The sequence below is a fragment of the Sedimentibacter acidaminivorans genome (assembly GCF_017873955.1).
In the GTDB taxonomy this organism is placed as follows: Bacteria; Bacillota; Clostridia; order Tissierellales; family Sedimentibacteraceae; genus Sedimentibacter; species Sedimentibacter acidaminivorans.
This window is the reverse complement of record NZ_JAGGKS010000007.1, coordinates 219,664-245,870: the sequence shown is the minus strand read 5'-3', so window position 1 is coordinate 245,870 and position 26,207 is coordinate 219,664. Positions and strand designations below refer to the sequence as shown.

The following is a 26,207-nucleotide window of genomic DNA, read 5'->3' as shown; positions in this document are numbered from 1 at the left end:
ATCAGAATATGTTATTCCTTTTATGCTAACTGATTTTACATATTTATTTTTAGATAATATTTCTATTTCTTTATCTGTAAATATCTTCTTACTCATTAACGTCTCTACCTTTCCTTTTTCTCTATTATACATAAAAATACCCTATAGGGTAGACTTTTTTTAATTGTCTATTCTATAGGGTACATTTTAAATTAATATGGTTTTTTTTTATTTACTTATTTTGTTTGAGAAGGATTACTATAATCCTTGGAAGTTGAGGATTATCATCATTAAAGTACTTACTGAATATCCTTGATCTGTTCAAATGAATATAAACAGTAACATCATAGAAATGTCTTATTTTTGCATACTCAATATACCTTTTAAATCATACGTATTTATTTCAGGTAACACCCTAAAATTTGTAATCTGATTATCCTGTCTTGTAATTAAGTATGTATCTATTAAATTGTACGCTTTATTGTTTTTATCCAAATATGTATATGAAACTTTATATTTATTTGTTATTGATCCTTCAGTCTTATTATTATTATCTATGCTTTCAATAAACTCAATATTTATATTTTTAACTAATATTATTTCATTAATTTCTATTGCCTCGTAATAATATAGCCACTGACGATTCAAAATAAGGTTTATCTTTTCTGTATTATAATTACATCTTTTTTCTAATTCAGTCGTAAAAGCTTCATACCACACTAATGCTTCTAACTCTTTATATTCATCATAAGTTTCTGGAGAAACTATATAAGTTATTACCGAAACATATATATCTTTGTTTTTTCTTAAATTAATGTTATATATTGAAATAAAAACTATCGTTACTAAAATAATTGTTAAAATAACATTCTTTTTTGTTTTCATAAAATCAATCCTTATAATATATTCTTGAATTACTCTAGCCGAACTTAATAATCAAATATATTTATTGAGGCAGCCCCTTGTATCATTAACATGTTTACTTATATTTATTTATAATACTTTTATCTATAATTTTTATAGGAATTGTTTTTTCTAAATAATCAGATACTTTCTTATTTCTAATAGATACTTCCTCAAGTCTAACGCCTAATCTATTAGATATATGGAAATAAACTTCACTCTGTAAAAAAATATACCGATAATTATCTTTAGTCTTTTCCCAATATTGATCTGCTGTTAAATTCATTCCTTTTAACATTGATTTTAAAAGATCTGTATTGTCAAGTGCTTCTCTTTGCTCTGCAACTTTTGTATAGAATATTTCATCAGTAATTTCGATATTATTTATTCTAGCATATTCCTTTACACGTTTTTCAAATAATAATTTATTCCAAACTGATTTAGACTGGTTTGATTCTGGATATATTTGCTTCTCTAATTCAATTTCATATGATTTGGTCTTTAAATCTTTTTCATAAACCGGTGTCTCTCCGGCATATGCAATTACCTTATCTAAATATAGAGACTTTTTATCATTTGAATTGTTATAATTTAAAAACTTTGTCAACAAATTTCCACATTTATAGCCAAAATTAGTTTCGTTAATTTTTGTATAAGCATACATACTAGTATGCAAAATTAAAAGAATTAATAAAATAGAAATAATCGAAATACTTATGACTTTTTTATTTTTCATTTAATTAACCTCACCTTTTTTAACTCTTATTATGCTGTCTTGAAGTTTTGTTTTCATTTAGTTATTGTATATATTTCGAATGAATTTAGAAGGAGATACATTATCTATATCAAAGGTCATAATTAATCCTGATTCATACAACTCTAATAAATCATTTGCTTCACCATAAACCAGAGCTCCATAAGTGCTTATTCCATTTTCCTCTACGTATTTCAATGCACTTTTATAATCATAGTTTTTAGTATCGCCTACTAATGCTGAGGTTGCCTCTTTACGATCTGATAAATATTGTAAAAGACTTAAAAAATGCATTTCGTATCTTTTTGCCATAGAATCTTCATAAGGCTCTCTGCTAGGTATAATCATCATTGTATCAACTAAATGAAACCCAGGATACCTTTCTTCATCAATTGCATCACTATCGAACCCATCATTAAGTCCTGTTAAAAATCCAATCAACTGTTGTCCTTGTTTTTCAGCTGTACGAACTGCAATCCACTTAAAATCAACATTTAAATATTCATCCATTATTTTATACAACTCTTTCATATTGAAGTCCTCTGAAAAACGTATCCAAGCTGAAATATATGAAGTTTGTGGCAATTTCCTCACATGCTCAATATCTTCATCAGTTAATTTCTTTATGAATTCAAGTGCACTTTCATAATCATCATCACTCTCTTCATCATTTCTAAAATCTCTAAATACAAAATAAGTACGAGGATAAAATTTTCCATATGTCCCTATTCTCATATTTTTCTTAATTTTTGCATCTATTATTTCTTCTTCCTTAGTAAACAAATCTATTCTTCTATATAATAATTGATATTCACCGAAACCTAGATCTTCTGCTCCATAAATAAAATCCATAGCATAACCTGGCATCGAGACTTCTGTTATTGCCTTCAAATCATATGCTAAATCTTGATTATACTCTTGTCCTGAAGTTTTCTTTGTAGGATCATAATATTGGCTGGATACGAATGGAGAAATAATGTATTGGATAAACAATATTATTGCTATTACACAGGCAACAGATACACCAACTACCTCAGCTAATCTTCTGTTAACTGTCCTTTTTATCTCTCTTGCCATTTTCCCATTAGCATCAACATTGTTTTCTTCTACTGTTTCATAATGCCTTTCTTTTTTAAGTCCAATTGTTTTTTCTAATTCATCTGCTAAATGGTCATTTATTGCTTCACTTTTTTCAAGTTCCTGTTCTACTAATAACCTTTTTTCTTCTGTTAATGTTCCATCTTTATATTTTTCTAATAGCTCACGAAACGTCATATAAAATCCTCCTTATTTAATCGTTCTTTCAGATAATTCCTTGCCCTACTGATTAACATCCTGCCTGCATGATAAAATATTCATAGTACTTCCTTAAGCAGTATATTACAAAAAAACTAACCCATATATGAATTATACCACTAATTACCATATTATTACTAGCTATATTATTATGCAAAAAAATACCTATATGGTAAACACCCTTTACTAGTGCCTATCTAATAGGTATCATTTTATAATGTTTATCTCGTCATAATAGACATCATAAGTTTCTGGAGAAACTATATAAGTTATTACCGAAACATATATGTCTTTATTTTTTCTTAAATTAATGTTATATATTGAAATAAAAACTATGGTTACTAAAATAATTGTTAAAATAACATTCTTTTTTGTTTTCATAAAATCAATCCTTATAATTTTTTCTGAATGACATGTTATTAATCTAGTGACTTTTTTGTGAAGCTTGATGCAATTATATAACCAAAAAGAAAACTGCAATAATTTCTGGGTTCTCCACTTGCTAACCAAGCAAAAAATTTATATAAATGTTTTCCATTTATAAGAAGTGGCCATTCAAGATTATAAACAATATCATATGTCAAACCTAAAGAAACTATTAAAGCTGGTACTCCAACTAAGAGACTCAAAGGCCAATTAAATTGAATTTTTCCTTTAATATTTGCCGTAACAAATAATTGTGGAATTGCAATAATAGCACCTAACATAATGTCCATTATTATTTTAATCAAAAATCTTCTAATGTCAGATGTACCTAACAGTGTTGTGAAAACACGTATATCATCAGTACTTAGGTAACGAATAAACACTTCTCTGTATATACATAAAGAAATAATAATGAGAAGAAGATATATTGCATATCTAGTAACTTTTGAAGATTGAATTTTTTGCATACTACCTCCAGTATTAAAATGTATTATATGAATTATACCACTAATTACCACTTTATTGTATCCTATTAAAAAGAATCGCATAAATACTTTAACTAAATTAATAGTGTTAAATATGATGCTTTCTAAGTAGACAATACCATTTAAAATTACTATCTACTTCGATTTTCTTCCCATAAAAAAATACCTCCAAGTAGATAATCTAATATTTAATTAATTAGACTGTCTATTTTGGAAGTATCATATCACAAGTTCCTGCTTTGAAGTATTTATTTTAAATATGTTTACTTATTAATTATTTAATTATTTGATTATTGCTAATGTGCTGCTAATTCTGCATTTTCATCATGATATATAGCTAAACTATCTATGAGATTTTTACTGGGTCCATTGAGACCTCTAACAATCACTGTATTATTATTTGCACGATATTTAATAACAGCTTTATCTACAGATCCGACGGCTGAACAATCTAAAACATGTGCATTAGAGAAATCTATAATAATATTTGAATCTTTTATAGTAAAATCAAAAGATTCTAAAAATCCATGTACAGATGCGAAGAATACAAATCCTTCTATGGTAAACAATGTATTGTTATTTTCTTTTTGTTCAATTACTTTTATTTTTGAAACTTTAGCAATAAAAAATAATGCGCTCAATAAAACACCAGCTATAACACCTTTTGATAAGTCATGTGTTGCAACAACTATTAAAACTGTCATTAACATAACAAAAGCATCACTTTTAGGAGCTTTTTTCAAATAGGAAAATGTAGACCAGTCGAATGTTCCTATTGAAACCATAATCATGATACCTGCAAGAACAGGCATAGGTATTTTAACTACATAATCACCCAATACAATAATTAAAAACATCAAAAATACTCCAGCAACAAAAGTTGAAAGTCTACCTCGTCCACCTGACTTTATATTAATCATTGACTGACCTATCATTGCACAACCCGCCATACCTCCAAAGAAACCTGCAACTATATTTGCAATTCCTTGACCTCTCGCTTCTTTATTTTTATCACTATCTGTATTAGTTAAATCATCTAAGAGAGATGCTGTCATTAAAGACTCTAATAATCCAACAATTGATAAAGCAATTGAATATGGCAAAATTATTGCTAATGTCTCAATAGAAAAAGGGACATTTGGAATAAAAAACTTAGGAAGAGATTTTGAAATTACCCCTAAATTTCCAACTGTTCGCAAATCTAAATTCATAAAAATAGAAACCGCAGTTAACAAAACAATTGCTATTAACGGTGCTGGAACAGATTTAACAACCTTAGGCAATGTATACACTATTAGCAATGTAATTGCTAAAAAAACATACGTCATATTTGAAACTCCAAAATAATATGGAATCTGCGCCATGAAAATTAAAATAGCTAAGGCATTTACAAAACCAATCATTACAGATCGTGGAATAATTTTTATTGCTTTATCTATTTTACACAAACCAAAAATAAACTGTATTAAACCTGTTAATATTGTTGCTGCCAGTAAATAATCTAGCCCATATTGTTTGACCAAAGGTACCATTAACAATGCCATTGCTCCTGTTGCTGCTGAAATCATTCCTGGACGTCCCCCTGCAAATGCAGTAATAACTGCAATACAAAAGGATGAATACAATCCAACCATAGGATCTAATCCTGCAATAATTGAAAATGATATTGCTTCTGGAATTAATGCTAAGGCTACGACAATTCCAGCAAGTGTGTCAGAGCCCACGTTTGAAAACCATTCTGTTTTTAATTTTTTTATCAATTCTTTTACACCTCAAAATATATTTTTTAACAATTTCAAATTATTCTATCACATACCTTCCCAAAATGGAACTATTTTAATACTATATTCAGGTGTACAAATTATGGTAAAAAAGAAGCTTAAATTTATTACAAGCTATTTTTTGACACATAAATATATTATGATATAATAAATACAAATACTGTAACAAAGACATAAGTCTTTGTCTTGATGTATTTATTGAATCGTTGTGATGCAAGCCGTTATCTGGCTTGCTTTATGATATAATAAAAGAACTATTAAATGTATTAGGAGAACATTATGTTAATTGGATATGTTAGACCTTATCGTGGGGATTTAAATTGCGAATATCAATTAGAAAACCTTAACAAGTTAAATTGTGCAACCATCATTACAGAAGAGCATTCATCTGACAAAAAAAGAAAGCAATTAATTAAAATGATAAACAACATTAAAAAAGGAGATGTAATAGTAGTGGCAAAACTTTTTTCAATAGCTGATTCTACACGTCATTTAGTAGAGCTATTAGAAGAAATGGATATGAAAGGTGCATATTTTCAATCACTTTCAGAAGGAATTGATACAAGCAATCCATCATGGTCACATTTCACGGAAATGGTAAAAGACCTTGTTCAATTTCAAAGTGATGTAATCAGTGAAAATACAAAAGAAGGCTTGTATGAAGCAAAACAAAAAGGAATTACTGCCGGACGTCCAAGAAAAAACGATGAAAGCATTCATAAAGCTATTAAAATGTACGAAAGCAAGAAATACAGTCTATCGGAAATAAAAAAAGAAACTGGAATTAGCAAATCAACACTATATCGATATCTAGAGCATTAGATGTTTATCGGTAAGCAATCCAAAATTATATGACTAATTAATTTAATAATAGAAAACGAAACAGACAGGATATTAAAAACTGTCTGTTTCATTTTTTATATAAAAATATAATTAAAAATATGCTATCTTATTACTTTATCTAGTCATAATTGACAGAACTACCTTAGTAACTGATACAAAATCCTCTATGTATAACTTTTCATCTGTAGTATGGGCAAGTTCCATTCCAGTTCCTAAGTTAATTGATTTTATACCATTTTTATTATATATATTAGCATCACTACCTCCGCCAGATGCTACTTTTTCTACTATCATTCCCATGTTTTCACAAATTTTCACTGCCATTTCAACTAATTCATCTTTTGGATCTAAAGCATATGAAGAATATTTTTCAGTTACATTGTACTCTAATTTAGCACCGTATTTTTTACATGCATTTTCCAGACATTCAATCATATGTTCAGTTTGTTGTTTTAATTTTTCACCTGAGCGGCTCCTTGCTTCTGCAATCATTTCAGCATAAGGAGATACTATGTTAGTTACTCCAACAGCTTTAAATGTTCCAATATTTGCTGTTGTTTCCTCGTCTATCCTCAAAAGCTTCATATTTATTACAGCTTCTGCTAGAACCATAATTGCACTTATTCCATCTTCAGGGTTTCCACCAGCATGAGATGGCTTTCCAAATACTTTTGCGTGTATATTATTTTGGCCTGGTGCTTCTATTACTATTTTACTTGGACTATTCCCACTATCAAGAACCACTGCTTGCTTAGATTTAAGCTTATCTAGCTCAACATATTTAGCACCTAGCAATCCACCTTCTTCACATATAGAAAAAACAACTTCAATTGGTCCATGAGGTAAATTATTTTCCTTTATAACTTTTAAAGCTTCAATTATAGCAGCTATTCCAGATTTATCATCGCCCCCTAGGATTGTGTCCCCTTTACTTTTTATGTATTCTCCATCCATATATGGTTCGATTCCTACTCCTGGAGTAACTGTATCCATGTGAGCACTAAATAGTATTGGGTCTAAATCCTTTGTACCTTCTAAAAAGCAATACACATTATTTCCATTTGATTTTGCTTTTTCACCCGAATTATCAACATATACCTTAAAACCTAAATCCTTTAAATCCTTTGCAATCCTTTCAGAAATAGCTTTTTCGTTTTTAGTTTCACTATCAATTATTACATAATCCATGAAAGTTTTAATCAAACGCTCTTTATTAATCATATAACCCTCCAAAATATTTTTAGTTTTTCCTTACCTTAATATACCAACTTATTAAAAATATTTTACCACTAAACTGTTTATTCATCAAACAAAATAAAAATTAACATACCCTACTAATAACTACTCTTTTTTTATATTTTTAGCCAACAAAAATAATACTGTAGTTATTACTCCAAAAATTAATATTAATATTTCTAAGGATATTCCCCCTTGAGTAGTTGTAAGAAAAATTGTAGTTGGACCATCAGCTCCACCAATAACTGCAATAGAAGATGCATTATCATTCGAGATTTCAAGCAATTTAAACAACATAAACCTTTTAAAAACATACATTAACCCTAGCAAAACTGTTATAACTCCGTTAATATAAGTAAAAACCTTAATTAATTTTAATCGTTTCATTTAATCCTCCAATCTATTAATGTCTAATTTAATTCCTTGGTATTTTCTGATTTAATATCTATAGTTTTAAAATAATTAGCTCCTACAATACCACCTAAAATCATAATAGAACCTATGACATGATAATAGTAAAATTTCTCATTCATAAAAATCACACCCGCAATAATACTTATTATAGTTGCTAAATTAGCAAAAACCATACACTTAGAAGCACTCATTTTTGATAAGGAATAATTCATGAAATAATATGCAACAATAGAAGATAACAATCCTAAATAAATTACCGCTACAATAACATCATTATTTAATAGAGGTTCAAAATAATTTCTTAAATTTCCACTTAATATATCCAGTGATAATGATACTATATTGAATACTAAAGCTGCTATCCCCATCATAAAATAAGTTATTTCAAAAGAAGAGAAATATGAAGATATCTTTCTGGAATAAATACTAAAAATAGAAGCTGATATAATTGCAATAAGTAGAAATATAGTTCCTAATACTATTCCATTACCTACAGCAGATGTAAAATCATTGAGAAGTATATATACGACTCCTAATACCGACATAACAATAAATACCCATTGTATTTTGCTAGGCATTTCTTTCAAAAAATAAATTCCCATTATTGAAACAGAAATAGGAATTAATGCAACAAACAATCCTGTATAAGATGAAGATGTATATTTTATTGCATATGTTTCAAAAATAAAATATATAACAGGTTGTGCAATACAAGCAATAAGCAAGTCTTTAATTGGTTTGTCCTTATAATTAACCTTTATGATTTTAAATAAAATTAATACAGACATAACTATAAATGCAAGCATAAATCTAAATGACAAAAGCTTAAACGTAGAAGCTGCTACTAACGCCTTCTTAGTAAATAAAAAGCTTAATCCGAAAATTATTGAATATATAACAGCTGAAATATACGGCATAACATTTTTATTCTTAAACATTTTTCCTCCTAAGTGCTAAACAAAATTTTACTTAAATTATCTATTATAAAATAGAGATCAAGTTATTTTTCGCCTTTATTAAAAATTGAATTGGTTCTAGATTTTTCTCTTCTTCATAAGGATACGTCTCCATAGAAAAGCTTTTACAATTTGTTTGTTTAATAATATTTATAATCTTCTCCCAATTGACATGACCTTTAGTAGGAATCCAATGTCTATCGCATGTCCCATCATTATCTGACAAGTGAACACATGAAAGTTTATGTTTCCATTTCTCCAATATTTCCCCAAAACTTTGATATTTAACAAAATCATGAGAAGAGTCATAACAAAAGCCAACATATTCTGAGTCAAACTCTTTTAAAACAAAATCTGTATAATGAAACATTTGAGTATTTTCAAAAGCCACTTTAAGTTTAATATCCTCGGCACAATTAACTATTTTATTAAAAGACTCATAGCCCTTTATATATTCAAAGTTATAATTATCCCCATGATTTGTGTGCATTACAACCATATCTGCACCACTCACTTTGCATTCATGCATCCATCTAATTATCTTATCAGTGTGACTCTGCCTCTTGATATTATCATCACTCCAAAGCATATTTATATCGTCATAAGGCAAATGTACATTGTCAAGCCCAAGTCCATTGTCCTTAGCTATATTAATCATAATTTTCTTGTCTACAAAATCAGGATACGATTCATCTTCCCACCATAGCATAACATAATCATAACCTGCTTCTTTTATTAATTTAATTCGTTCCTCAAACGGAAGAATATAACCAAACCAATTAAATATTCCTGTTTGCAACATATAATTTCTCCTAATTTAAAGATATTCTTGTATTGATATTTTTAAAGAAATACAAATTTCTATATTTTTTAGGAGCAGTGTCCACCTACATCCCCTTCTTTCAACATTAAGCAATTACCGTCTGAATTTAAGCTTGTTTCTTTGAAACCTACTTTTTCAAACAGGCGTTTGTACTTTAAATCTAATACTGAATATGTTTGTTTTGCTCCAATTGTTACTGCTTTCCTAACAAGCATTCTTATTATTAATTCCCCCAATGAGTTCCCTCTATATTCACTTAAAACACAAATCTTATCAATTAAATATTTTCCATCACTAAATATTAACCTTCCAGTTCCTACAGCTTTTTCATCCTCATATAGAACTACATTAAAAGAAAAACCATCGTAGATATCACTTATAAATTCAGAGCTCATATTTAACTCATCGCAAAAAACACTTTTCCTTATTTCAAAACATAATTCTAAATTCTCTGTACCTTGAAACCATTTTGTAGATACCATATACTACACATCCTTTATTATTAGATATTTAAAGTATATATACTAATTGCAAGTATTTCAACATTATTTTTCATGTTTAATTAAATGATTCACAATATTTTTGAAATTATAATAAACAAAACAAAAAACTCACCAAATAGTGAGTCTTTTATATTAAATTTTGTTTATTTAGTATTTGGAGATGGGTTGTTAAATCTTGGTGGTTGGGGATTATCAGCATTAAAATATTGTCCGCCAGGTGATGATAAGTCAAAATAAAGCTTAGAATCATTAGTAACACCCCAGTCTTTTAATGAACCTGTATCTTGAAGTTTATTAAAAGCTTCTCTAAACATTGTATTATGAGCCTCTTCACGGTTTAATAAGAAATCAATTGTATCTCTTACACCTTTATCATTAATTTGTCTATATAAATATTCATATACTACCTTCGCACGCTGTTCTGCTGCAATGTTAGATAAAATGTCTGCAGCTAGGTCTCCTGTTTCATTTATATAAGCTGCTGTCCACAAATATCCGGAGGCATTACTTAGCATTGGTGTAAGTCCAGATGATACATGAGCTTGTATGCTACCGATAGTTGCATTTTGTGCATCCAGATAATGACCATTAAGTAAATTCACTGTAGTGGCAACCATTTCTAAATGGCTAAATTCTTCAGCCGCAATATCAAGGAATAAATCCTTAATTTCTTGATCTTTAATGCGCTGACTTTGTGATAAATATTGTAATGCTGCTTTCAACTCTCCGTGCGGACCACCCATTTGTTCTTGTAACATTGCAGCATAATTAGGATTAGGTTTTTCTACTCGTACTTCAAATAGAAGTTTTTTATCATGAAAAAACATTATTCACTCTCCTTTAATTCATAATATATCCTTTTTATATTTTCCTTTATTATAAAAAATATTCAAAGATATATTTCTACCTAATTGTTACTTTTTTAAATACCTATCAACAAAAATAATTATTACTAGGAATAAAAATAATGAACTAAATTTTTTCTTTTTTTACTTTAAACAAAAATCGCTTTTATTTTCTATAGCCATATTAAAAATTACAATTTAAAACAAACTAATAATCATATTGATGTTTATGAATAGTATGATATAATGTAGATACAATAAAGAGAAATGAATGAGTCTATAATAATAAAATAGAGGAGACCAACTATGACATTAGGTGAAAGATTAAGAGAGATTAGAAAAGAAAAAGACTTAACTAAGCAAGAATTAGGCAATACATTGAATATACCAAAAGATAGAATTAAACTTTATGAATCAGGCGAGGAAATACCTTCAGAATTTTACTTAACAGCTTTTGCAAAACATTTTAACATTTCAGTTGATGAATTATTAATTCTTAAATAAAAATATTACGGCTATCTTAGATAGCCGTAATATTTTTTTCTTATTTATGTGGTAGTCTTGTATATAGAGCTAAATAATCTTACCATTTAGCTATTGTTATCAGATGATAACATTTGAACATTTTTCATCATCCAGCCTTTGCCTTCTACTAATCTTGTAACTACCATAGATGCAACAGCATCACCTGTACTGTTTACACATGTAGCAGGAGGATCAACTAGAAATCCAATTGTTGCAATAATTGGAAATGCTTCTGGTGGAAATCCAAATAAGCTTACTATTAACATTTCGCCAATAAGTCCACCACCTGGAACACCTGACATAACTACACCGCCAAGAATCGAAATAGCTACTGCAGTAATATAAATTCCCATTCCAGAGAACTCTTGTCCAAATATTCCAAACAAAAATGAAATTTTCAATATAGAAGATAAAACAGTACCATCCATATGCATAGTAGCACCAATCGGTAACACAATTTCACGGATATCCTTAGGAACTCCCATACGTTCAGTTGCTTCTAAGTTTACAGGAAGTGTTGCTATTGAGCTTTGAGTTGCAATTGATGTAATAGCAGGCCCTAATATATTTTTAAAGTAAGTTTTTACACCTAATTTACCACCAGCAAAGTATGAGTATCCTGTAAAAGCAATAAAGAAATACAAAATGCATACTGGATAATAAATAACCATTGCTCTTGCATAAGCACCAAGTAACTGAGGACCAAACTCTCCAATTAAACTTGCAAAATATGCACCTAAACCTATTGGAGCATACAACATAATTATTCCAATAAATTTCATCATAACTTTTGACATAGCATCAAGTCCTTTGGCAATCATGTTATCTTCACCTAAAGAACTAACACAGAAGCCAAACAAAATTGAGAATATAATAAGAGGCATCATATTAGAACGTGAAAGCAACTTACTAAAATCATTAACTGTTAATGCATTAACAATTTGATTAGAAAGTTTAACTGACTCTAACTCTGTACCGGCTTCCATTACTATGTTGACACCGGCAGCAGGTGGAAATAGTTTTACAACAACTAGTATAACAACCGAAGCAATAAATCCTGTAACAACGAATGTTAGGAACAAATTACCTAAAATCTTCCCTAATCTCTTCATGTTTATCATGCTTCCAACTGCACCAGCTATAGTAACAAATACTAAAGGTGTTACAGCAGTGAACATTAAGTTAAGAAATACATCCCCAAATGGTTTAAGAACTATAGCCTTTTCACCGAAGATAATACCAATGATACTGCCTATTACGATAGATAAAATTAAAATGATGGGGAAACGATAGTTCTTCCATACGCTTTGTTTATTTTTGTTCATTTTGATACTTCCTTTCCTCTTTTTTGGATTATTTAAATAGATTTTAAATAATCCTTAATTTGTAGTTATATATAACATTTACACCACTGGTGGTACAAATATTTATATCGATTAAATTGATTATGATATTGAGTTTAAATCTTCATCTATTATTTGTCCAACTGCAATTATATTGGTATCACCTATTAAAAATAATTTTTCTATTTTATCTTCTGCTCTTTCTACTTCTATAAACAATTCTCCACCTGGAACAATAATTTTTACTTTATTGCTCTTAAGATAACCCTTAAATATAAGTGCAACCGCAGTTGAACCTGAACCAGTTCCACATGCTAAAGTAAAATCTTCCACTCCTCTTTCATATGTTTTTACAATTGCTGTTGTATCGTCTAAAATATTAAAAAAGTTTACATTTGCTCCTTTTGGAAATTCTTTATAAAATCTTATTTTTCTACCAAGATCAAATATTTGACTTTCTTCTGTATTTTCAAGATTAGGGTATTTTACTATAGCATGAGGTATCCCAGGATTACCAAGTTCAACATATGAGCACTCATATTTTATACCGTCAATTTCAACATCATGATCAAGCATAACTTTTTCAGGATTGTTAAGCTGTACCTTCACAAGTCTTCCTTCTAATATTTCAGCTGAAATATTACCTGCTAATGTTTCAAATCTCATATTTTTCCCTGCGATATTATTTAAGTATGCATATCTTGCAATGCATCTTGCACCATTTCCACACATTTCTCCAATACTGCCATCTGAATTGTAAAAACGCATCTTAAAATCAGCATCACCTTCAGGAAAATCAACAACCATAAATCCATTAGCACCTAAAGAAACTTTCCTTGTACATAATTTTTTAGCCATTGCAGGAATGTCATTTAAAGGCAACTTTAACTTCATATTGTTTATTATTATAAAATCATTTCCTGCCCCTTGTATTTTTGTAAATTCCATAATTGCTCCTCTCCATATTATATTTTTTAATTAACACAAATCATTTTTGATCATATCATCATAACTTTGTCTTTTGACTACAATTCTTGATTCGCCTTCTTTTACTAATACAACTGCTGGCAATGGATTTTTATTATAATTGCTAGACATTGTATATCCATATGCTCCTGTTGAAAATATAGCAAATATGTCTCCTCTTTTTAATGGTGCTACTTCCGCATCTCTAATAAGTACATCTCCTGATTCACAACATTTGCCACAAATTGTAACTGTATCTGTTTTTGGTTCATCCACTTTATTAGCTGCAACTCCTTCATATTTTGCTTGATAAAGAGCTGGTCTAATATTATCAGTCATTCCACCATCTACAGAAACATATTTCCTTATTCCAGGGATATCTTTTATTGTTCCTACTGTATATAAAGTAATACCCGCTTCTCCAACTATACTTCTTCCTGGTTCTATTACTACTTCAGGTCTTTCTATATTTAAATCTTTTGAAAATTCTTCGATTCTTTCCATCATTGGATCCAAAAAGTATGAATATGGCTTCTTGTCGTCTGCATCTGTATATTTTATGCCAAAGCCTCCTCCAATATTTATCTCTGGTGTTACATAACTATACTTATCTTTTGTATCTTTTATTAACTTCAATGATGTTTCAAGTGCTTTTAAGTGGGATGCATTGTCGTGAAGCTGAGAGCCTACATGATAATGAAAACCCATAAAATTCACATATTCTGATTTTATAGCTTGCTCTATAGCGGGAAATATTATTTCATCATCTAAAGGAATACCAAACTTTGAATCTTTCTTTCCTGTAACTATATAATCATGGGAGTCACTTTTTACACCTGGTGTTATTCTGTAAAGAACATTCATCTTTTTACCTTTTTGTTTACATACACTTTCAATTAAGCTTAATTCATCAAGTCCATCAACTATTATTCTTCCTATGTTATAATCAACTGCTAATTCAATTTCATCTATTGTTTTATTGTTACCGTTAAATTCTATTTTTTCCGGAGGAAAATTTGCTTTAATAGCAGTGTACAATTCCCCACCTGATACTACATCTATACATAATCCTTCTCTTTCAATTATTTTGCACATAGAAAGATTTAAAAATGCCTTTGAAGCGTATGCTGCTCTTGTTTTTTTATATTTTTGTAAAAATGAATTCCTTATTTCTCTACATTTTTCTACTATTGCTGTTTCAGACATAACATACAGTGGCGTACCATATTTTTCTGCTAATTCCAAAGTATTGCATCCGTCAAAATACAATATACCATCTTTAACTTGTTTAATCATTATCTTACCTCACATCTAGAAATTTTATTTTATTATTGTCAATTTAAAACTATTAAAGTTATTATAAATTCTTAATAACATGCTTAGCAAATTCTATGCCAATATCCAAATTTTCAATTTTTTCGAATAATTTATTATTTAGAAGATTCCTTGACTTATTTTTCAAAAAGAATTACCATTATAACAATTATAATTGGAAAGGGTGAGTTCCATAAAGAAAAAAATTGCTGTAGTTACATTAGATTGTGCGGCTTCAAAATTTTACGCAAATCAGATTAAGGAACTCTTTGGCGAGCTAGTTATAACTAGCTCTTACAGTGTACTAGATGGTTCTGTTAAAAATATGGATGAACAAGACTTATTTGTAGTTACAACTGATGCTTTTGAAAACATCACTGATCTTAAAGAATTTATTCCTATAGATGTTCCTAAAGTAGAAATCGAAGTAGCGTTTACTAATAGTTCAATTGAAACTTTAATGAGCATTCCAAAGGGAAGCAAAGCTTTATTTGTCAATTTAAGCGAAATAATGGTTCGTGAAGCTATAACTTATCTCAGTCAATTAGGCATAAATCACATAAGCTTTACTCCATATTATCCTGGTGCTATGCCAGTTAACGGCTTTGATTTAGCTGTGACAGTGGGCGAAGCCCGCTACGTGCCAAATGATGTAAAAACCATTATCGACCTTGGTCAACGTGTGTTAGATACCACAACTGTAGTTGAAATTGCACTTAGACTAAAATTTGATTACTTGTTAGAAAGAGAAAAGTTTAAAGAATATTTCCGTTCTTTAGCCGTTAACAATTATAGCTTTGACCAACTTTTCGGAAGGGCACTCAGAATGGAAAGTCAATTTGAAATTTTAATGGAAATTATGGATGAAGGAATTATTGGAGTGAATGAAAATGATATTATTTTTGCTTGTAATTCAAAAGCGGTAGAAATTACTGGTATTACTAAAGAGCAAGCAATTGATCATCCTGCTGATTCAATATTTTCATTTTTGCCTTTTGAAGAGTGTAGAAAAACTCAAAAAAAGATAAATAATCTATTAATTAAAGTAGGTGGTGTGGATATTAATGTGACCGTTACTCCTGTAATACGTGGTAATGAATACATCGGTTCTTTTGCAACAATACAAAGATTTACTGAAGAAGAATATAAGCAACATAAATTGCGTATTCAATTGCTTAATAAAGGCCATAAAGCAAAATATACTTTTAATGATATTATAGGAGATAGTGAAGCAATTAAAAGATCCTGTGCCATTGCTAAAAAGATGGCAAAAACTAATTCTACCGTTCTAATTACTGGTGAAAGTGGTACAGGGAAGGAACTTTTTGCACATGCTATACATAATGAATCAAAACGTAGAGATTATCCTTTCATTGCAATAAATTGTGCTGCAATGCCAGATAATTTGCTAGAAAGTGAATTGTTTGGTCATGATGAAGGATCTTTCACCGGCGCAAAAAAAGGTGGAAAGTTGGGACTTTTTGAATATGCTCACAAAGGAACAATGTTTTTAGATGAAGTGGAAGGAATGAGCACAGCTCTACAAGTAAAATTGCTTCGTGTTATCCAGGAAAGGGAGATTATGCGTGTGGGAGGAAATAAAATCATTAGTATTGATGTACGAATCATTGCCGCATCCAATGAAAGTCTTGAAGAGCTAGTGTATAATGGAAGTTTTCGAAAAGACCTATATTTTCGCTTAAACACCTTACCTATACAGATACCGCCATTAAGGGATAGAGGTAGTGATATTATGCTCTTATTTAATTACTTTAAATCTAAATTAAATGGGAACTTTACTCTGTCACCAGAGGTAACTCGTGCATTACTTTCTCATAATTGGAGTGGAAATATTCGTGAATTGCACAACTACGTCGAATACCTCACATATATAGAGAAGGACATGATTTATTATGATGATTTGCCGCCTGGTTTTTATAACGAAGCTATGTCAACATCAAAATGCAATTCCGATACAAAAACTAATCTAGAGGCAAAACTTTTAGAGCAATTAGCAGGAAATAGATTAGATGATTACTTATTTGTTCTAAACACATTACATATAGGATTTATTCATAAAATATCTAAAGGTAGGCTCTCCATTTCAGATGACGCAGAAGCTGCCGGTCGTTTCCTTACTCAACAGGAAATTCGCGGAATTTTAATGGATTTAAATAATCTATGTTTAATTAAAATGTCAAGAGGTAGAGGTGGTAGTAAAATAAATGATAGAGGTATAAAAGTTCTTAATGAATTCAGATCTCACATATTTTAAAAGAATTTTTATAATTAAATGGTTGAAGTCATACAACTTCAACCATTTAATTATATGAAATAAAAGATATCTTATATAACTCACTATAAAATGCGATTGTACTTCTTCTGAAAAATTGGCATGATTTTTGCCTTGATATAACATATCAAAATATTATTCATATAAATAAAATAGGAAGGTAAAACATGAAATATAATTTTAATGAAATAGTTGACCGCAGTAATAACTTTGCTGCTAAATTTGATGAAAGAGAAAAGAAATTTGGAACTTCTGATGTAATACCATTGTGGATAGCAGATATGGATTTCAAAGTAGCAAAGCCTATTAAAGATGCCATTATGAAAAGAGCTGAACAAGAAATCTTTGGTTACACTTCTCGTCCAAATTCTTATTATGAAGCTTTTTGTGATTGGCAAAAAACTCGCAATAATTGGATAGTTAATAAAGATTTAATTAGTTTTAGCCTCGGAGTTGTTCCATCTTTATCGGTTATTATTAGAGAATTTTCAGACGAAAACGATAAAATACTTATACAAACCCCAGTATACCCTGAGTTTTATGATGTAATAGAATCATGGGATAGAGTTGTAATTGAAAATCAACTATCCGAAAGTGATGGTATATATTCTATAGATTTTCAAGATTTTGAAGAAAAATTAAAACAACATCCAAAATTATTTATTTTCTGTAGCCCTCACAATCCCGTAGGTAGAGTGTGGAATCAAAAAGAACTCCAACGTATTACTGATCTATGCTTACAGTACAATGTTATGATTATTTCAGACGAGATACATTCAGATTTAGTATTGTGGAATAATAAGCATATTCCTACTGCAAGCATATCAAAAGAGGCTTCCCAGAAAACTATAACTTGTACATCTTGTACAAAAACATTCAACTTGGCAGGACTTCAGGCTTCTTTTGTAATATTCCCTAATGATGAAGTCAAAGAGGTTTTCGATACTTTTTGGAAGAGCTTGGATATTCATCGCAATAATTGTTTTAGTCTCGTTGCTGTTGAAGCAGCATACAGACAAGGTCAAGAATGGTTGGAACAATTAATTTCATACATCGAAGATAATATTGATTTTATAGGTACTTACTGTCGTAAATATATACCAAAAATTAAGCCTAGTAGACCCGAAAGCACATATCTTGTTTGGTTGGACTGTCGGGAGTTAGAATTAGAAAATGATGAATTAAGCAAATTTATGATTAAGCAAGCAGGTCTAGGTCTTAATTCTGGAAATGACTTCTGTCGTAGCCTTTCTGGCTTTATGCGCTTAAATGTTGCGTGCCCACGCACAATTCTAGAAAAATCCATGATTCAACTAGAAAAAGCTGTAAATTCTTTAAAGCTATAATAATAATATTTCTTGCATTATTTTTATAAATATGTTAAATTAATATCAAATCTAAGCTTAAGGATTTTTCTAAGGGCAAGGAAGGAGAGTATTCTAATATGTTCTAAAATTACATTCCTTGTTTGCATTTGCTTACAAGGATTTTTATTTGCCATAATAGTAAGGAGGTTAAAATGGATAAAAGAATCGGTGTCATCGGCATAGTAATTGAAGATGTATCCCATATTAATGAAGTTAATGATATTTTACATCAATATGGTAATATTATCATTGGTAGAATGGGAGTTCCTTATAAGGAAAAAGGAATAAATGTAATCTCAATAATTGTTGATGGAACTAATGATGAAATTGGTGCTCTTACTGGAAAGCTCGGTAAAATTCATGGGTTAAGTGTAAAAAGTGCTTTATCAAAAAAAAATTATTAAATGGAGGGTAAAAAATTGAAAAAAATTAGTTTATTATTAGTAATTGTATTAATATTAAGTGTACTTGTTGGTTGTACTCAAACAGAAGAAAAAGCTCCTGAAGAAAATACACCAACTGAAACTGTTCAACCAGAAGAACCAACACAACCTAATGAACCAATCAATGTTACTATTGCAGGATTGAATGGTCCTACATCAATAGGAATGATAAAAATGATTGATGAAAAAGCATTAAATAGTGATGAATATAAGGTAGAATATATAGCAGAAAGTGCTCCTGATGCATTGACAGGGAAAATAATAAGTGGAGAAATTCAAATTTCTTCTGTACCTATTAATCTTGCTTCTGTTTTATACAACAAAACAGGTGGCGCTGTTCAAATAATGGCACTAAATACTGTAGGCAATATATTCATAGTAGGTACTGATGAAGTTTCTTCTATGAAAGACCTTGAAGGTAAAACTCTTGGTATGAGTGCAAAAGGTTCGACTCCTGATTTTATAATGAATTATTTGTTAAAACAAAATGAACTTGATGGAAAAGTTGAACTTGATTATTCATTAGACCACCCTACTTTAGCTCAAAGTGTAATAGCTACTGACACAAAAATTGCCCTTTTACCACAACCTTTCGTTACACAAGTTATGATGAAAAATGCTGATGTCAATATGTTAATTGATTTAAATAAAGAATGGGAAGATGCTACAAATGGAGAAAGTGAAATTTATACTGGTTGTATAATAGTTAACAAAGAATTTGCAGCAAATAACAAAGAATTCGTAGCAGAGTTTTTAAAGCAATATGAAACTTCAGTGAACTGGGTAAATGAAAATCCATCCGATGCATCAGTTTTAGTTGAAAAAAATGAAATCATGCCAAGTGCAGCCCTTGTTGAAAAGGCAATACCTTATTGTGGCATAACTTATAAATTTGCAAATGATGCAAAAGAAAGCATAAACAGTTTTTATAAAATATTATTTGATTCAAATCCAGCTTCTGTGGGAGGTAATTTACCGGATGAGGGTTTCTACTATTCAGAGTAAATTAAAAAAAATCTTTATAATACTATTTTGGATTTCAATTTGGGGGATAATTTCGCTTATTATTAATAGGGAAATTTATCTCCCTTCTCCCTATTCAACCTTAAAGGCCCTTTACAAGTTATTATTCTTACAGGAAACTTATACAACTATATTATTTAGCTCCTATAGAACTGTTTTCGGGTTTATTCTATCATGTTTTTTAGGTATTTTATTTGGATATTTTTGCGGAATAAGCCGATTTCTATATGATTTATTTAACCCTTTAATAAATATTATGAGAACTGTTCCTGTAATGTCTATAATTATTATCGCTTTAATGTGGTTTAAAGATACAAATGTTCCTATTTTTGTAGCATTTTTAATGTGTTTCCCTATAGTATGGACTAATACTGTCATGGGAATTAAAAATGCTGATACAAAACTTCTTGAGATGTGTAAATTGTATAATATTAATAAATTTAGAATTATAAAATCTGTTTACTTTTATTCAGCTCTTCCTTATATTAAAGCAGGTATGATTTCAGCTCTAGGAATAGGTTGGAAAGTTACTTCTGCTGCTGAAGTACTTAGTTTACCTAAATATTCTATTGGAAGATTTCTATATGACTCTAAAGTATATTTAGAAATACCTGATTTATTTGCATGGACTATAATAATAGTTATGTTAAGTTTTATGTTTGAAAAATTTTTAAAAACAATTTTTAAATTGGGTGGTTATGATGATTGAGTTAAAAAACATATCAAAAAATTTTGATGATTTGCAATTATTAAAGGATTTTAATATAGGTTTTAAAAAAAATGAGATATCATGTTTATTTGGTCCTTCAGGTGTAGGCAAAACTACAATTGCAAACATTGTTGCAAAATTAGTATCTGTAGAATCAGGAAGTATATCAGGTATAGAAAATTCTTTATACTCTTATGTATTTCAAGAACCTAGACTTCTGGAATGGTATAGTGTGTATGATAATATTGACTTTGTTTTAAAAGATTTATATGATTTAAAAGAAAGAAAAAAGATTATTAGCAGTTATATTGACATGGTAGAACTTAGAGAATATAAAGATTATAAACCTAAAACGCTTAGTGGTGGTATGGCTCAAAGAGTTTCCCTTGCAAGAGCATTTGCATATCCATCTGATATTTTAATAATGGATGAACCCTTTAAAGGCCTTGACATGAAGTTAAAGCAGGAAATGATACTATCTTTCCAAAAATTGTGGCAGGAAAGCAATCGTACTGTTATTTTTATAACTCATGATATTGATGAAGCCATATTATTGTCTGACACCATATTTATTATAAAAAACCGTCCTGCCGAAATTATTAAAACAATAAATAAACAAACTTATTCAAATTTTGATGATATTAAAAAAATCCTATTAACATATTAATATGAAAACTTTAATAATTAAAATGTTATTGACTGAAGCTTCTTTTTATTTTTCAAAATGATGCTTCCTCTTTCTGTTTTTACATAACCTTCATTTTGAAAATATTTGAGCATTCGGCTAACAACCTCTCTAGCACTACCCATATGTTTTGCTATATCTTCATGTGTCATATATATAGTATCCGATTTCTCTATTGATGATTGATCTAGCAAAAACATAGCTAATCTTTTATCAAAACTCATAAATAATATTTGCTCCATAATCCACATGACATCAGAAAATCTTGTTAGTGTTACCTTATTGGTGAATTTTTGCACCTCAATATTATTCTTACTAATTTCAGAATAAATATCTGTTGGTATAAGTATGATTTCGCTATCCTTTTCTGCTTCTATATATAAATCAAAATTCATATTATTTAAAGCACATGACGCAGACATTATACATATTTCATCATGAAACAACCTATATAACGTAACCTCCTTACCATTATCTGATAAAATATAAGTTCTCAACTGTCCATTTTTTACAATTATTAGTCCTCTGCAATCATCTAGGCCATCATATACACTTTTTCCTTTAGTATAAGAAATTAATTGAGACTTACTGATTATTTGTTTTTTTTCTGTAATAGTCAAACTATTCCAAAATTCTAATTTATTACTAATAAAATCTATATCCTTATTATTAATCATGTAGTCCTCCATAAAAAAATGTTTATTATAAACATATGTTATGATATCATATATAATTATAACATAAAACTATATTTTTTTAAAAATACAAAATATTATTTTGGTGACAATGTCACTGAATGGTATGTATTTATTTTATATAATAAGCCTACAATAATAAGAGAAAAAAAGGAGGAAAGAAAAATGAATTTCAATTTAACTGAACTAGCAAAAGAGAAATTAATGGAATACAAAGAAAAAAATATGCCTATAAAACTAAAGATAACTGGTTATTCATGATGTGGTGCCACTCTTGGTATTGTTTCGGAGAAACAAAATGAAAATGAAAAAATTTACAATGTAGAAGGTATGGACATAATTGTTTCAGAAGATTTAGAAGGTGCTATAAAAGGTGCTAAAATAGATTATTCTAATAGTTTCTTTAAAAAAGGATTTGAAGTTGTACCAGCTTTTTCATAGAGATTAATGGAGATTAGGGGACGGTTCTTTTTGTTTGAGATTTATCTCAAACAAAAAGAACCGTCCCCTAATCTCTGAAAAATAATTATTGACTTTTATGCCTTATTTGATTATTATAGATGATAATTATATATTGAGGCAATGAAAGAGAGTATTTATATATACCTTGTAGAGAGCAAAATTATCGCTGAAATATTTTGCTTTTGAGCTTTTGACTTGAAGTTGTAGTAGAGTTAAACGGATAAACCGTTATTTATTAAGAGCCTATATGGAATTAAGGTGGTACCGCGGGTATTCTCGTTTTTTGTAACGAGAACATCTGCTTTTTTTTATTTAATTATATTTTATACGAAAGAGAGGTTTTTATATGAGAATAAAAGCAGCAGAAGCAATTATTAAATGCTTAGAAGCAGAAAATACAAATGTGATATTTGGGTACCCTGGTGGAGCCGTCCTTCCTCTATATGAAGCCCTCCGCAGTTCAAATATCAAGCATGTGTTAGTTAGGCAAGAGCAGTCGGCCGCACATATGGCAAGTGGATATGGTAGAGCTTTGAACAACGTAGGTGTTTGCTTAGCTACTTCCGGTCCAGGTTCAACGAACTTAATAACCGGTATAGCAACAGCATATATGGATTCCATTCCACTTATAGCAATAACAGGACAGGTTGATTCAACAAGCATAGGTAGAGATATGTTTCAAGAAGCTGATATAATTGGGGCCACTGAATCATTTACTAAAAATAGCTATTTGGTAAAAAATGCAAAAGAAATTCCTCGAATTTTTAAGGAAGCTTTTTATATTGCTTCAACCGGAAGAAAAGGTCCTGTTTTAATTGATATACCTAGAGATATACAGGATACATACATAGATTTTGAATACCCTTCCGAAATCAACATAAGAGGTTATAAACCTACATTAAGCGGAAACACCAGACAAGTGAAAAGAGCTGTTGATTTAATAAACAAATCACAAAGACCAGTTATATGTGCTGGCGGTGGAATAAGAGCTGCAGAAGCTAATGATGCTCTAATAAAGTTTGTAGAAAAATCTAAAATTCCCGTTGTATGTTCATTGATGGGTGTAGATGCATTTCCAAATGACAATCCTTATTTTGCAGGCTTACTTGGTTCCCATGGATATAACTTTGTTAACAAGTCTATGAATGAATCAGATTTATTAATAGTTATCGGTGCTAGATTTGCTGATAGGTCAACTTCAATGATACACAAAAGCAGTCTAACTAGAAATGTAATACATATAGATATTGACCCTGCTGAAATTGGAAAAAATATTGAAACTAAAATTCCTATAGTAGGCAATGCCAAGGATATCTTAAACGATTTGTTAGATTATGACTATGAACTAAATACAAAATCGTGGTTATCAGAATTACAGCAAAAAAGAAAAAACTATATGGAAAAATTATTTGCTCATGATACACCTCTTAATCCAAAGAAATTAATAAATAAAATATCTCAGTTTATGGGTAATGATGGAATATGGGTTAGTGATGTAGGGATAAATCAAATATGGGCAGCTCATAGTTTCACTGTAAGTGGTAGTAAAAGATTTTTCACTTCTGGAGGCCTTGGAACAATGGGTTATAGCTTACCAGCCTCTATAGGTGCTAAAATAGCACTTCCCAACACTAAAGTTGTAGCATCAATGGGTGATGGTGGATTCCAAATGCTAATGAGTGATTTAGCTATTGCAAGAGAACAAAATGCAGGAGTTAAATTTATAATCTTTAATAATGGTTATTTAGGAATGGTTAGAGAATTACAAAAAAATACTTATAATGAAAATTCCTATTTTGGAATAACACTTGGTTTCAGCCCTGATTTTATGAAACTTGCAGATGCATATAATATAAAGGGAATTAAAATATCAACTGATGAAGAGGTAGATGATGCTATAACTGAAATGTTTAAGGATAATGAACCTTTTATTCTTGAATGTATAATTGACCCAGAAATATCATCAGTTCCTCGTTTAGGAGGTAGAAAACATGAGTAAAGATAAAAAGTTAATATTATCCATACTAGTAGAAAACTATTCAGGTACACTAAGCAAGGTATCAGGGTTATTCACTAGACGTGGTTACAATATTGATAGTCTAAATGTTGCAGAAACCCAAGACCCAAATATATCCAGAATAACAGTTGCTGTAACAGGAGACAGTTATATTATAGAACAAATAACAAAACAACTTCACAAATTAATAAATGTAATAAAAATAAATATTTTAACAGAAAATACTTCTGTACAATTTGAACTTATGATGATCAAGGTAAATTCTGTAGGTGCAAAAAGATCTGAAATTATACAAATAGTTGATATATTTGATGCAAATATAGTTGATGTCAGTTCAAAAAATATGATTATTGTAGTTACAGGATCTGAAGATAAAAACAATAGTTTCTTGCATCTTCTTACTCCATATGGTATTGTTGAAATGACACGCACTGGTCCTACTGCATTAGAAAGAGGATAATAAAAGGAGAAATAAATGTATAAACTTTGGGCTAAAAAAATAAAACATAACAAAATAATTTCATCTATAACAGTAAAAAACAATGAGGATATTTCTTTTTCCGAAAAAAGAGACAAATGCTTAAAAGAAATCTGCCAAAAGTTTGACTTAAGTGTTCCTCTATGGCTTGAAAAACATCGTATTGAATTTTCAGAATTTAAATATGTTACATTCTATGAAGATGATTTCATAGATGATATTGACTTTGACAAATTGGAAATAGAATTAATCGACAATGAAAAAAACAAAAAATAAAAAACAGAGATAGCTGATATTTTATGTCAACTATCTCTGTTTTTCATTACTATAAATAATACTGGTACAATACTACTAATAGTAGGAAGAACCAAAGCAATGTATCCATTTCTATGCCAATATCACATTGACATACAATACAAACTAAAATTAAAAAGAAAAATAGTAGTGAAGAATCTATTCCACCTATTCCTGCCACATCCCCACAACCATGACGCCTACATTGCGATTTAACTGCTCCCTTAGTAGATTGTTCATTTATTTCATTTTTTACATCAACCATTTCAGATTCAATAGGTTGACAATTACAATTGTTATCCATAATTACCTCCTCTAATAATAATAAAGCATTTTTTATTCATTATAT

The 26,207-nt window shown here is 29.5% G+C and carries 28 protein-coding genes; 11 read left to right on the top strand and 17 right to left on the bottom strand.

Annotated features, from left to right (window positions below; all coding sequences use genetic code 11):
• Nucleotides 1-336 precede the first annotated feature (336 nt).
• The 6 genes from J2Z76_RS12540 to J2Z76_RS12515 form a co-directional block, all read right to left on the bottom strand.
• Nucleotides 337-864 carry a hypothetical protein gene (locus J2Z76_RS12540; protein WP_209512402.1) on the bottom strand — a complete coding sequence of 176 codons (528 nt, stop codon included), beginning with the start codon at nucleotides 862-864 and terminating at the stop codon, nucleotides 337-339.
• Between the two features lie 94 nt (nucleotides 865-958).
• Nucleotides 959-1,618 (bottom strand): hypothetical protein, encoded by a 660-nt coding sequence (locus J2Z76_RS12535; protein ID WP_209512401.1) that lies wholly within the window; start codon nucleotides 1,616-1,618, stop codon nucleotides 959-961.
• Nucleotides 1,619-1,675: 57 nt separating this feature from the next.
• Entirely contained in the window at nucleotides 1,676-2,911 is a 1,236-nt protein-coding gene (locus tag J2Z76_RS12530; RefSeq protein ID WP_209512400.1) for an anti sigma factor C-terminal domain-containing protein, read from the bottom strand.
• Nucleotides 2,912-3,139: 228 nt separating this feature from the next.
• On the bottom strand, nucleotides 3,140-3,313 hold the full coding sequence (locus J2Z76_RS12525) for a hypothetical protein (RefSeq protein ID WP_209512399.1): 174 nt from the start codon (nucleotides 3,311-3,313) through the stop codon (nucleotides 3,140-3,142).
• Nucleotides 3,314-3,351: 38 nt separating this feature from the next.
• On the bottom strand, nucleotides 3,352-3,825 hold the full coding sequence (locus J2Z76_RS12520; protein ID WP_209512398.1) for a hypothetical protein: 474 nt from the start codon (nucleotides 3,823-3,825) through the stop codon (nucleotides 3,352-3,354).
• Nucleotides 3,826-4,139: 314 nt separating this feature from the next.
• Complete coding sequence (locus tag J2Z76_RS12515) at nucleotides 4,140-5,603, bottom strand: SulP family inorganic anion transporter (protein WP_209512397.1); 1,464 nt, start codon at nucleotides 5,601-5,603, stop codon at nucleotides 4,140-4,142.
• 300 nt (nucleotides 5,604-5,903) lie between these two features.
• Between J2Z76_RS12515 and J2Z76_RS12510 the strand changes: the two genes are divergently transcribed.
• Complete coding sequence (locus J2Z76_RS12510; protein ID WP_209512396.1) at nucleotides 5,904-6,446, top strand: recombinase family protein; 543 nt, start codon at nucleotides 5,904-5,906, stop codon at nucleotides 6,444-6,446.
• Nucleotides 6,447-6,581: 135 nt separating this feature from the next.
• Here the strand turns inward: J2Z76_RS12510 and J2Z76_RS12505 are convergent, their stop codons facing one another.
• From J2Z76_RS12505 to J2Z76_RS12480, 6 genes are all read right to left on the bottom strand, one after another.
• Nucleotides 6,582-7,688 carry a M20/M25/M40 family metallo-hydrolase gene (locus J2Z76_RS12505; RefSeq protein WP_209512395.1) on the bottom strand — a complete coding sequence of 369 codons (1,107 nt, stop codon included), beginning with the start codon at nucleotides 7,686-7,688 and terminating at the stop codon, nucleotides 6,582-6,584.
• A gap of 120 nt (nucleotides 7,689-7,808) precedes the next feature.
• Complete coding sequence (locus J2Z76_RS12500; RefSeq protein ID WP_209512394.1) at nucleotides 7,809-8,090, bottom strand: sodium ion-translocating decarboxylase subunit beta; 282 nt, start codon at nucleotides 8,088-8,090, stop codon at nucleotides 7,809-7,811.
• A 23-nt stretch (nucleotides 8,091-8,113) separates the two neighbouring features.
• Nucleotides 8,114-9,055, bottom strand: a complete 942-nt coding sequence (locus tag J2Z76_RS12495; RefSeq protein WP_209512393.1) for a DMT family transporter — start codon at nucleotides 9,053-9,055, stop codon at nucleotides 8,114-8,116.
• 43 nt (nucleotides 9,056-9,098) lie between these two features.
• Nucleotides 9,099-9,875: a sugar phosphate isomerase/epimerase family protein gene (locus J2Z76_RS12490; RefSeq protein ID WP_209512392.1), complete on the bottom strand. Its 777-nt coding sequence runs from the start codon at nucleotides 9,873-9,875 to the stop codon at nucleotides 9,099-9,101.
• Nucleotides 9,876-9,943: 68 nt separating this feature from the next.
• Nucleotides 9,944-10,378: a GNAT family N-acetyltransferase gene (locus J2Z76_RS12485; protein ID WP_209512391.1), complete on the bottom strand. Its 435-nt coding sequence runs from the start codon at nucleotides 10,376-10,378 to the stop codon at nucleotides 9,944-9,946.
• Between the two features lie 164 nt (nucleotides 10,379-10,542).
• A complete protein-coding gene (locus tag J2Z76_RS12480; RefSeq protein ID WP_209512390.1) occupies nucleotides 10,543-11,226 on the bottom strand; it encodes a manganese catalase family protein in 684 nt (227 codons plus the stop codon).
• A gap of 324 nt (nucleotides 11,227-11,550) precedes the next feature.
• Here J2Z76_RS12480 and J2Z76_RS12475 point away from each other — a divergent pair, with 324 nt between their 5' ends.
• Nucleotides 11,551-11,748, top strand: coding sequence for a helix-turn-helix domain-containing protein (locus tag J2Z76_RS12475; protein WP_209512389.1), 198 nt, complete (start codon nucleotides 11,551-11,553; stop codon nucleotides 11,746-11,748).
• A gap of 86 nt (nucleotides 11,749-11,834) precedes the next feature.
• On the opposite strand, the gene J2Z76_RS12470 is transcribed toward J2Z76_RS12475, so the two are convergent.
• The 3 genes from J2Z76_RS12470 to lysA all read right to left on the bottom strand — a co-directional run bounded on the left by J2Z76_RS12470 (nucleotide 11,835) and on the right by lysA (nucleotide 15,374).
• Nucleotides 11,835-13,094: a dicarboxylate/amino acid:cation symporter gene (locus J2Z76_RS12470; protein WP_209512388.1), complete on the bottom strand. Its 1,260-nt coding sequence runs from the start codon at nucleotides 13,092-13,094 to the stop codon at nucleotides 11,835-11,837.
• Between the two features lie 120 nt (nucleotides 13,095-13,214).
• Nucleotides 13,215-14,060 carry a diaminopimelate epimerase gene (gene dapF / locus J2Z76_RS12465; protein ID WP_209512387.1) on the bottom strand — a complete coding sequence of 282 codons (846 nt, stop codon included), beginning with the start codon at nucleotides 14,058-14,060 and terminating at the stop codon, nucleotides 13,215-13,217.
• Between the two features lie 30 nt (nucleotides 14,061-14,090).
• Entirely contained in the window at nucleotides 14,091-15,374 is a 1,284-nt protein-coding gene (lysA, locus tag J2Z76_RS12460) for a diaminopimelate decarboxylase (protein ID WP_209512386.1), read from the bottom strand.
• Between the two features lie 211 nt (nucleotides 15,375-15,585).
• Here lysA and J2Z76_RS12455 point away from each other — a divergent pair, with 211 nt between their 5' ends.
• From J2Z76_RS12455 to J2Z76_RS12430, 6 genes are all read left to right on the top strand, one after another.
• Nucleotides 15,586-17,667, top strand: a complete 2,082-nt coding sequence (locus J2Z76_RS12455; protein ID WP_209512415.1) for a sigma-54 interaction domain-containing protein — start codon at nucleotides 15,586-15,588, stop codon at nucleotides 17,665-17,667.
• 185 nt (nucleotides 17,668-17,852) lie between these two features.
• On the top strand, nucleotides 17,853-19,031 hold the full coding sequence (locus J2Z76_RS12450; RefSeq protein ID WP_209512385.1) for a MalY/PatB family protein: 1,179 nt from the start codon (nucleotides 17,853-17,855) through the stop codon (nucleotides 19,029-19,031).
• Between the two features lie 173 nt (nucleotides 19,032-19,204).
• A complete protein-coding gene (locus J2Z76_RS12445; protein WP_209512384.1) occupies nucleotides 19,205-19,456 on the top strand; it encodes a TM1266 family iron-only hydrogenase system putative regulator in 252 nt (83 codons plus the stop codon).
• Nucleotides 19,457-19,471: 15 nt separating this feature from the next.
• A complete protein-coding gene (locus tag J2Z76_RS12440) occupies nucleotides 19,472-20,500 on the top strand; it encodes an ABC transporter substrate-binding protein (RefSeq protein ID WP_209512383.1) in 1,029 nt (342 codons plus the stop codon).
• Nucleotides 20,475-21,227, top strand: coding sequence for an ABC transporter permease (locus tag J2Z76_RS12435; RefSeq protein ID WP_209512382.1), 753 nt, complete (start codon nucleotides 20,475-20,477; stop codon nucleotides 21,225-21,227). The genes J2Z76_RS12440 and J2Z76_RS12435 overlap by 26 nt, the downstream gene beginning before the upstream one ends.
• Nucleotides 21,220-21,894: an ABC transporter ATP-binding protein gene (locus J2Z76_RS12430; RefSeq protein ID WP_209512381.1), complete on the top strand. Its 675-nt coding sequence runs from the start codon at nucleotides 21,220-21,222 to the stop codon at nucleotides 21,892-21,894. The genes J2Z76_RS12435 and J2Z76_RS12430 overlap by 8 nt, the downstream gene beginning before the upstream one ends.
• A gap of 17 nt (nucleotides 21,895-21,911) precedes the next feature.
• On the opposite strand, the gene J2Z76_RS12425 is transcribed toward J2Z76_RS12430, so the two are convergent.
• A complete protein-coding gene (locus J2Z76_RS12425) occupies nucleotides 21,912-22,589 on the bottom strand; it encodes a Crp/Fnr family transcriptional regulator (protein ID WP_209512380.1) in 678 nt (225 codons plus the stop codon).
• Between the two features lie 826 nt (nucleotides 22,590-23,415).
• Here J2Z76_RS12425 and ilvB point away from each other — a divergent pair.
• Genes ilvB through J2Z76_RS12410 form a run of 3 tightly spaced genes read left to right on the top strand, consistent with a single transcriptional unit; the run spans nucleotide 23,416 to nucleotide 25,840 of the window.
• Nucleotides 23,416-25,068, top strand: coding sequence for a biosynthetic-type acetolactate synthase large subunit (gene ilvB, locus J2Z76_RS12420; RefSeq protein WP_209512379.1), 1,653 nt, complete (start codon nucleotides 23,416-23,418; stop codon nucleotides 25,066-25,068).
• Nucleotides 25,061-25,546 carry an acetolactate synthase small subunit gene (ilvN, locus tag J2Z76_RS12415; RefSeq protein ID WP_209512378.1) on the top strand — a complete coding sequence of 162 codons (486 nt, stop codon included), beginning with the start codon at nucleotides 25,061-25,063 and terminating at the stop codon, nucleotides 25,544-25,546. Before ilvB ends, ilvN begins: the two co-directional genes overlap by 8 nt.
• A gap of 15 nt (nucleotides 25,547-25,561) precedes the next feature.
• Nucleotides 25,562-25,840 carry a hypothetical protein gene (locus J2Z76_RS12410; protein WP_209512377.1) on the top strand — a complete coding sequence of 93 codons (279 nt, stop codon included), beginning with the start codon at nucleotides 25,562-25,564 and terminating at the stop codon, nucleotides 25,838-25,840.
• A 49-nt stretch (nucleotides 25,841-25,889) separates the two neighbouring features.
• On the opposite strand, the gene J2Z76_RS12405 is transcribed toward J2Z76_RS12410, so the two are convergent.
• Nucleotides 25,890-26,162 carry a hypothetical protein gene (locus tag J2Z76_RS12405; protein ID WP_209512417.1) on the bottom strand — a complete coding sequence of 91 codons (273 nt, stop codon included), beginning with the start codon at nucleotides 26,160-26,162 and terminating at the stop codon, nucleotides 25,890-25,892.
• Between the last annotated feature and the right edge of the window lie 45 nt (nucleotides 26,163-26,207).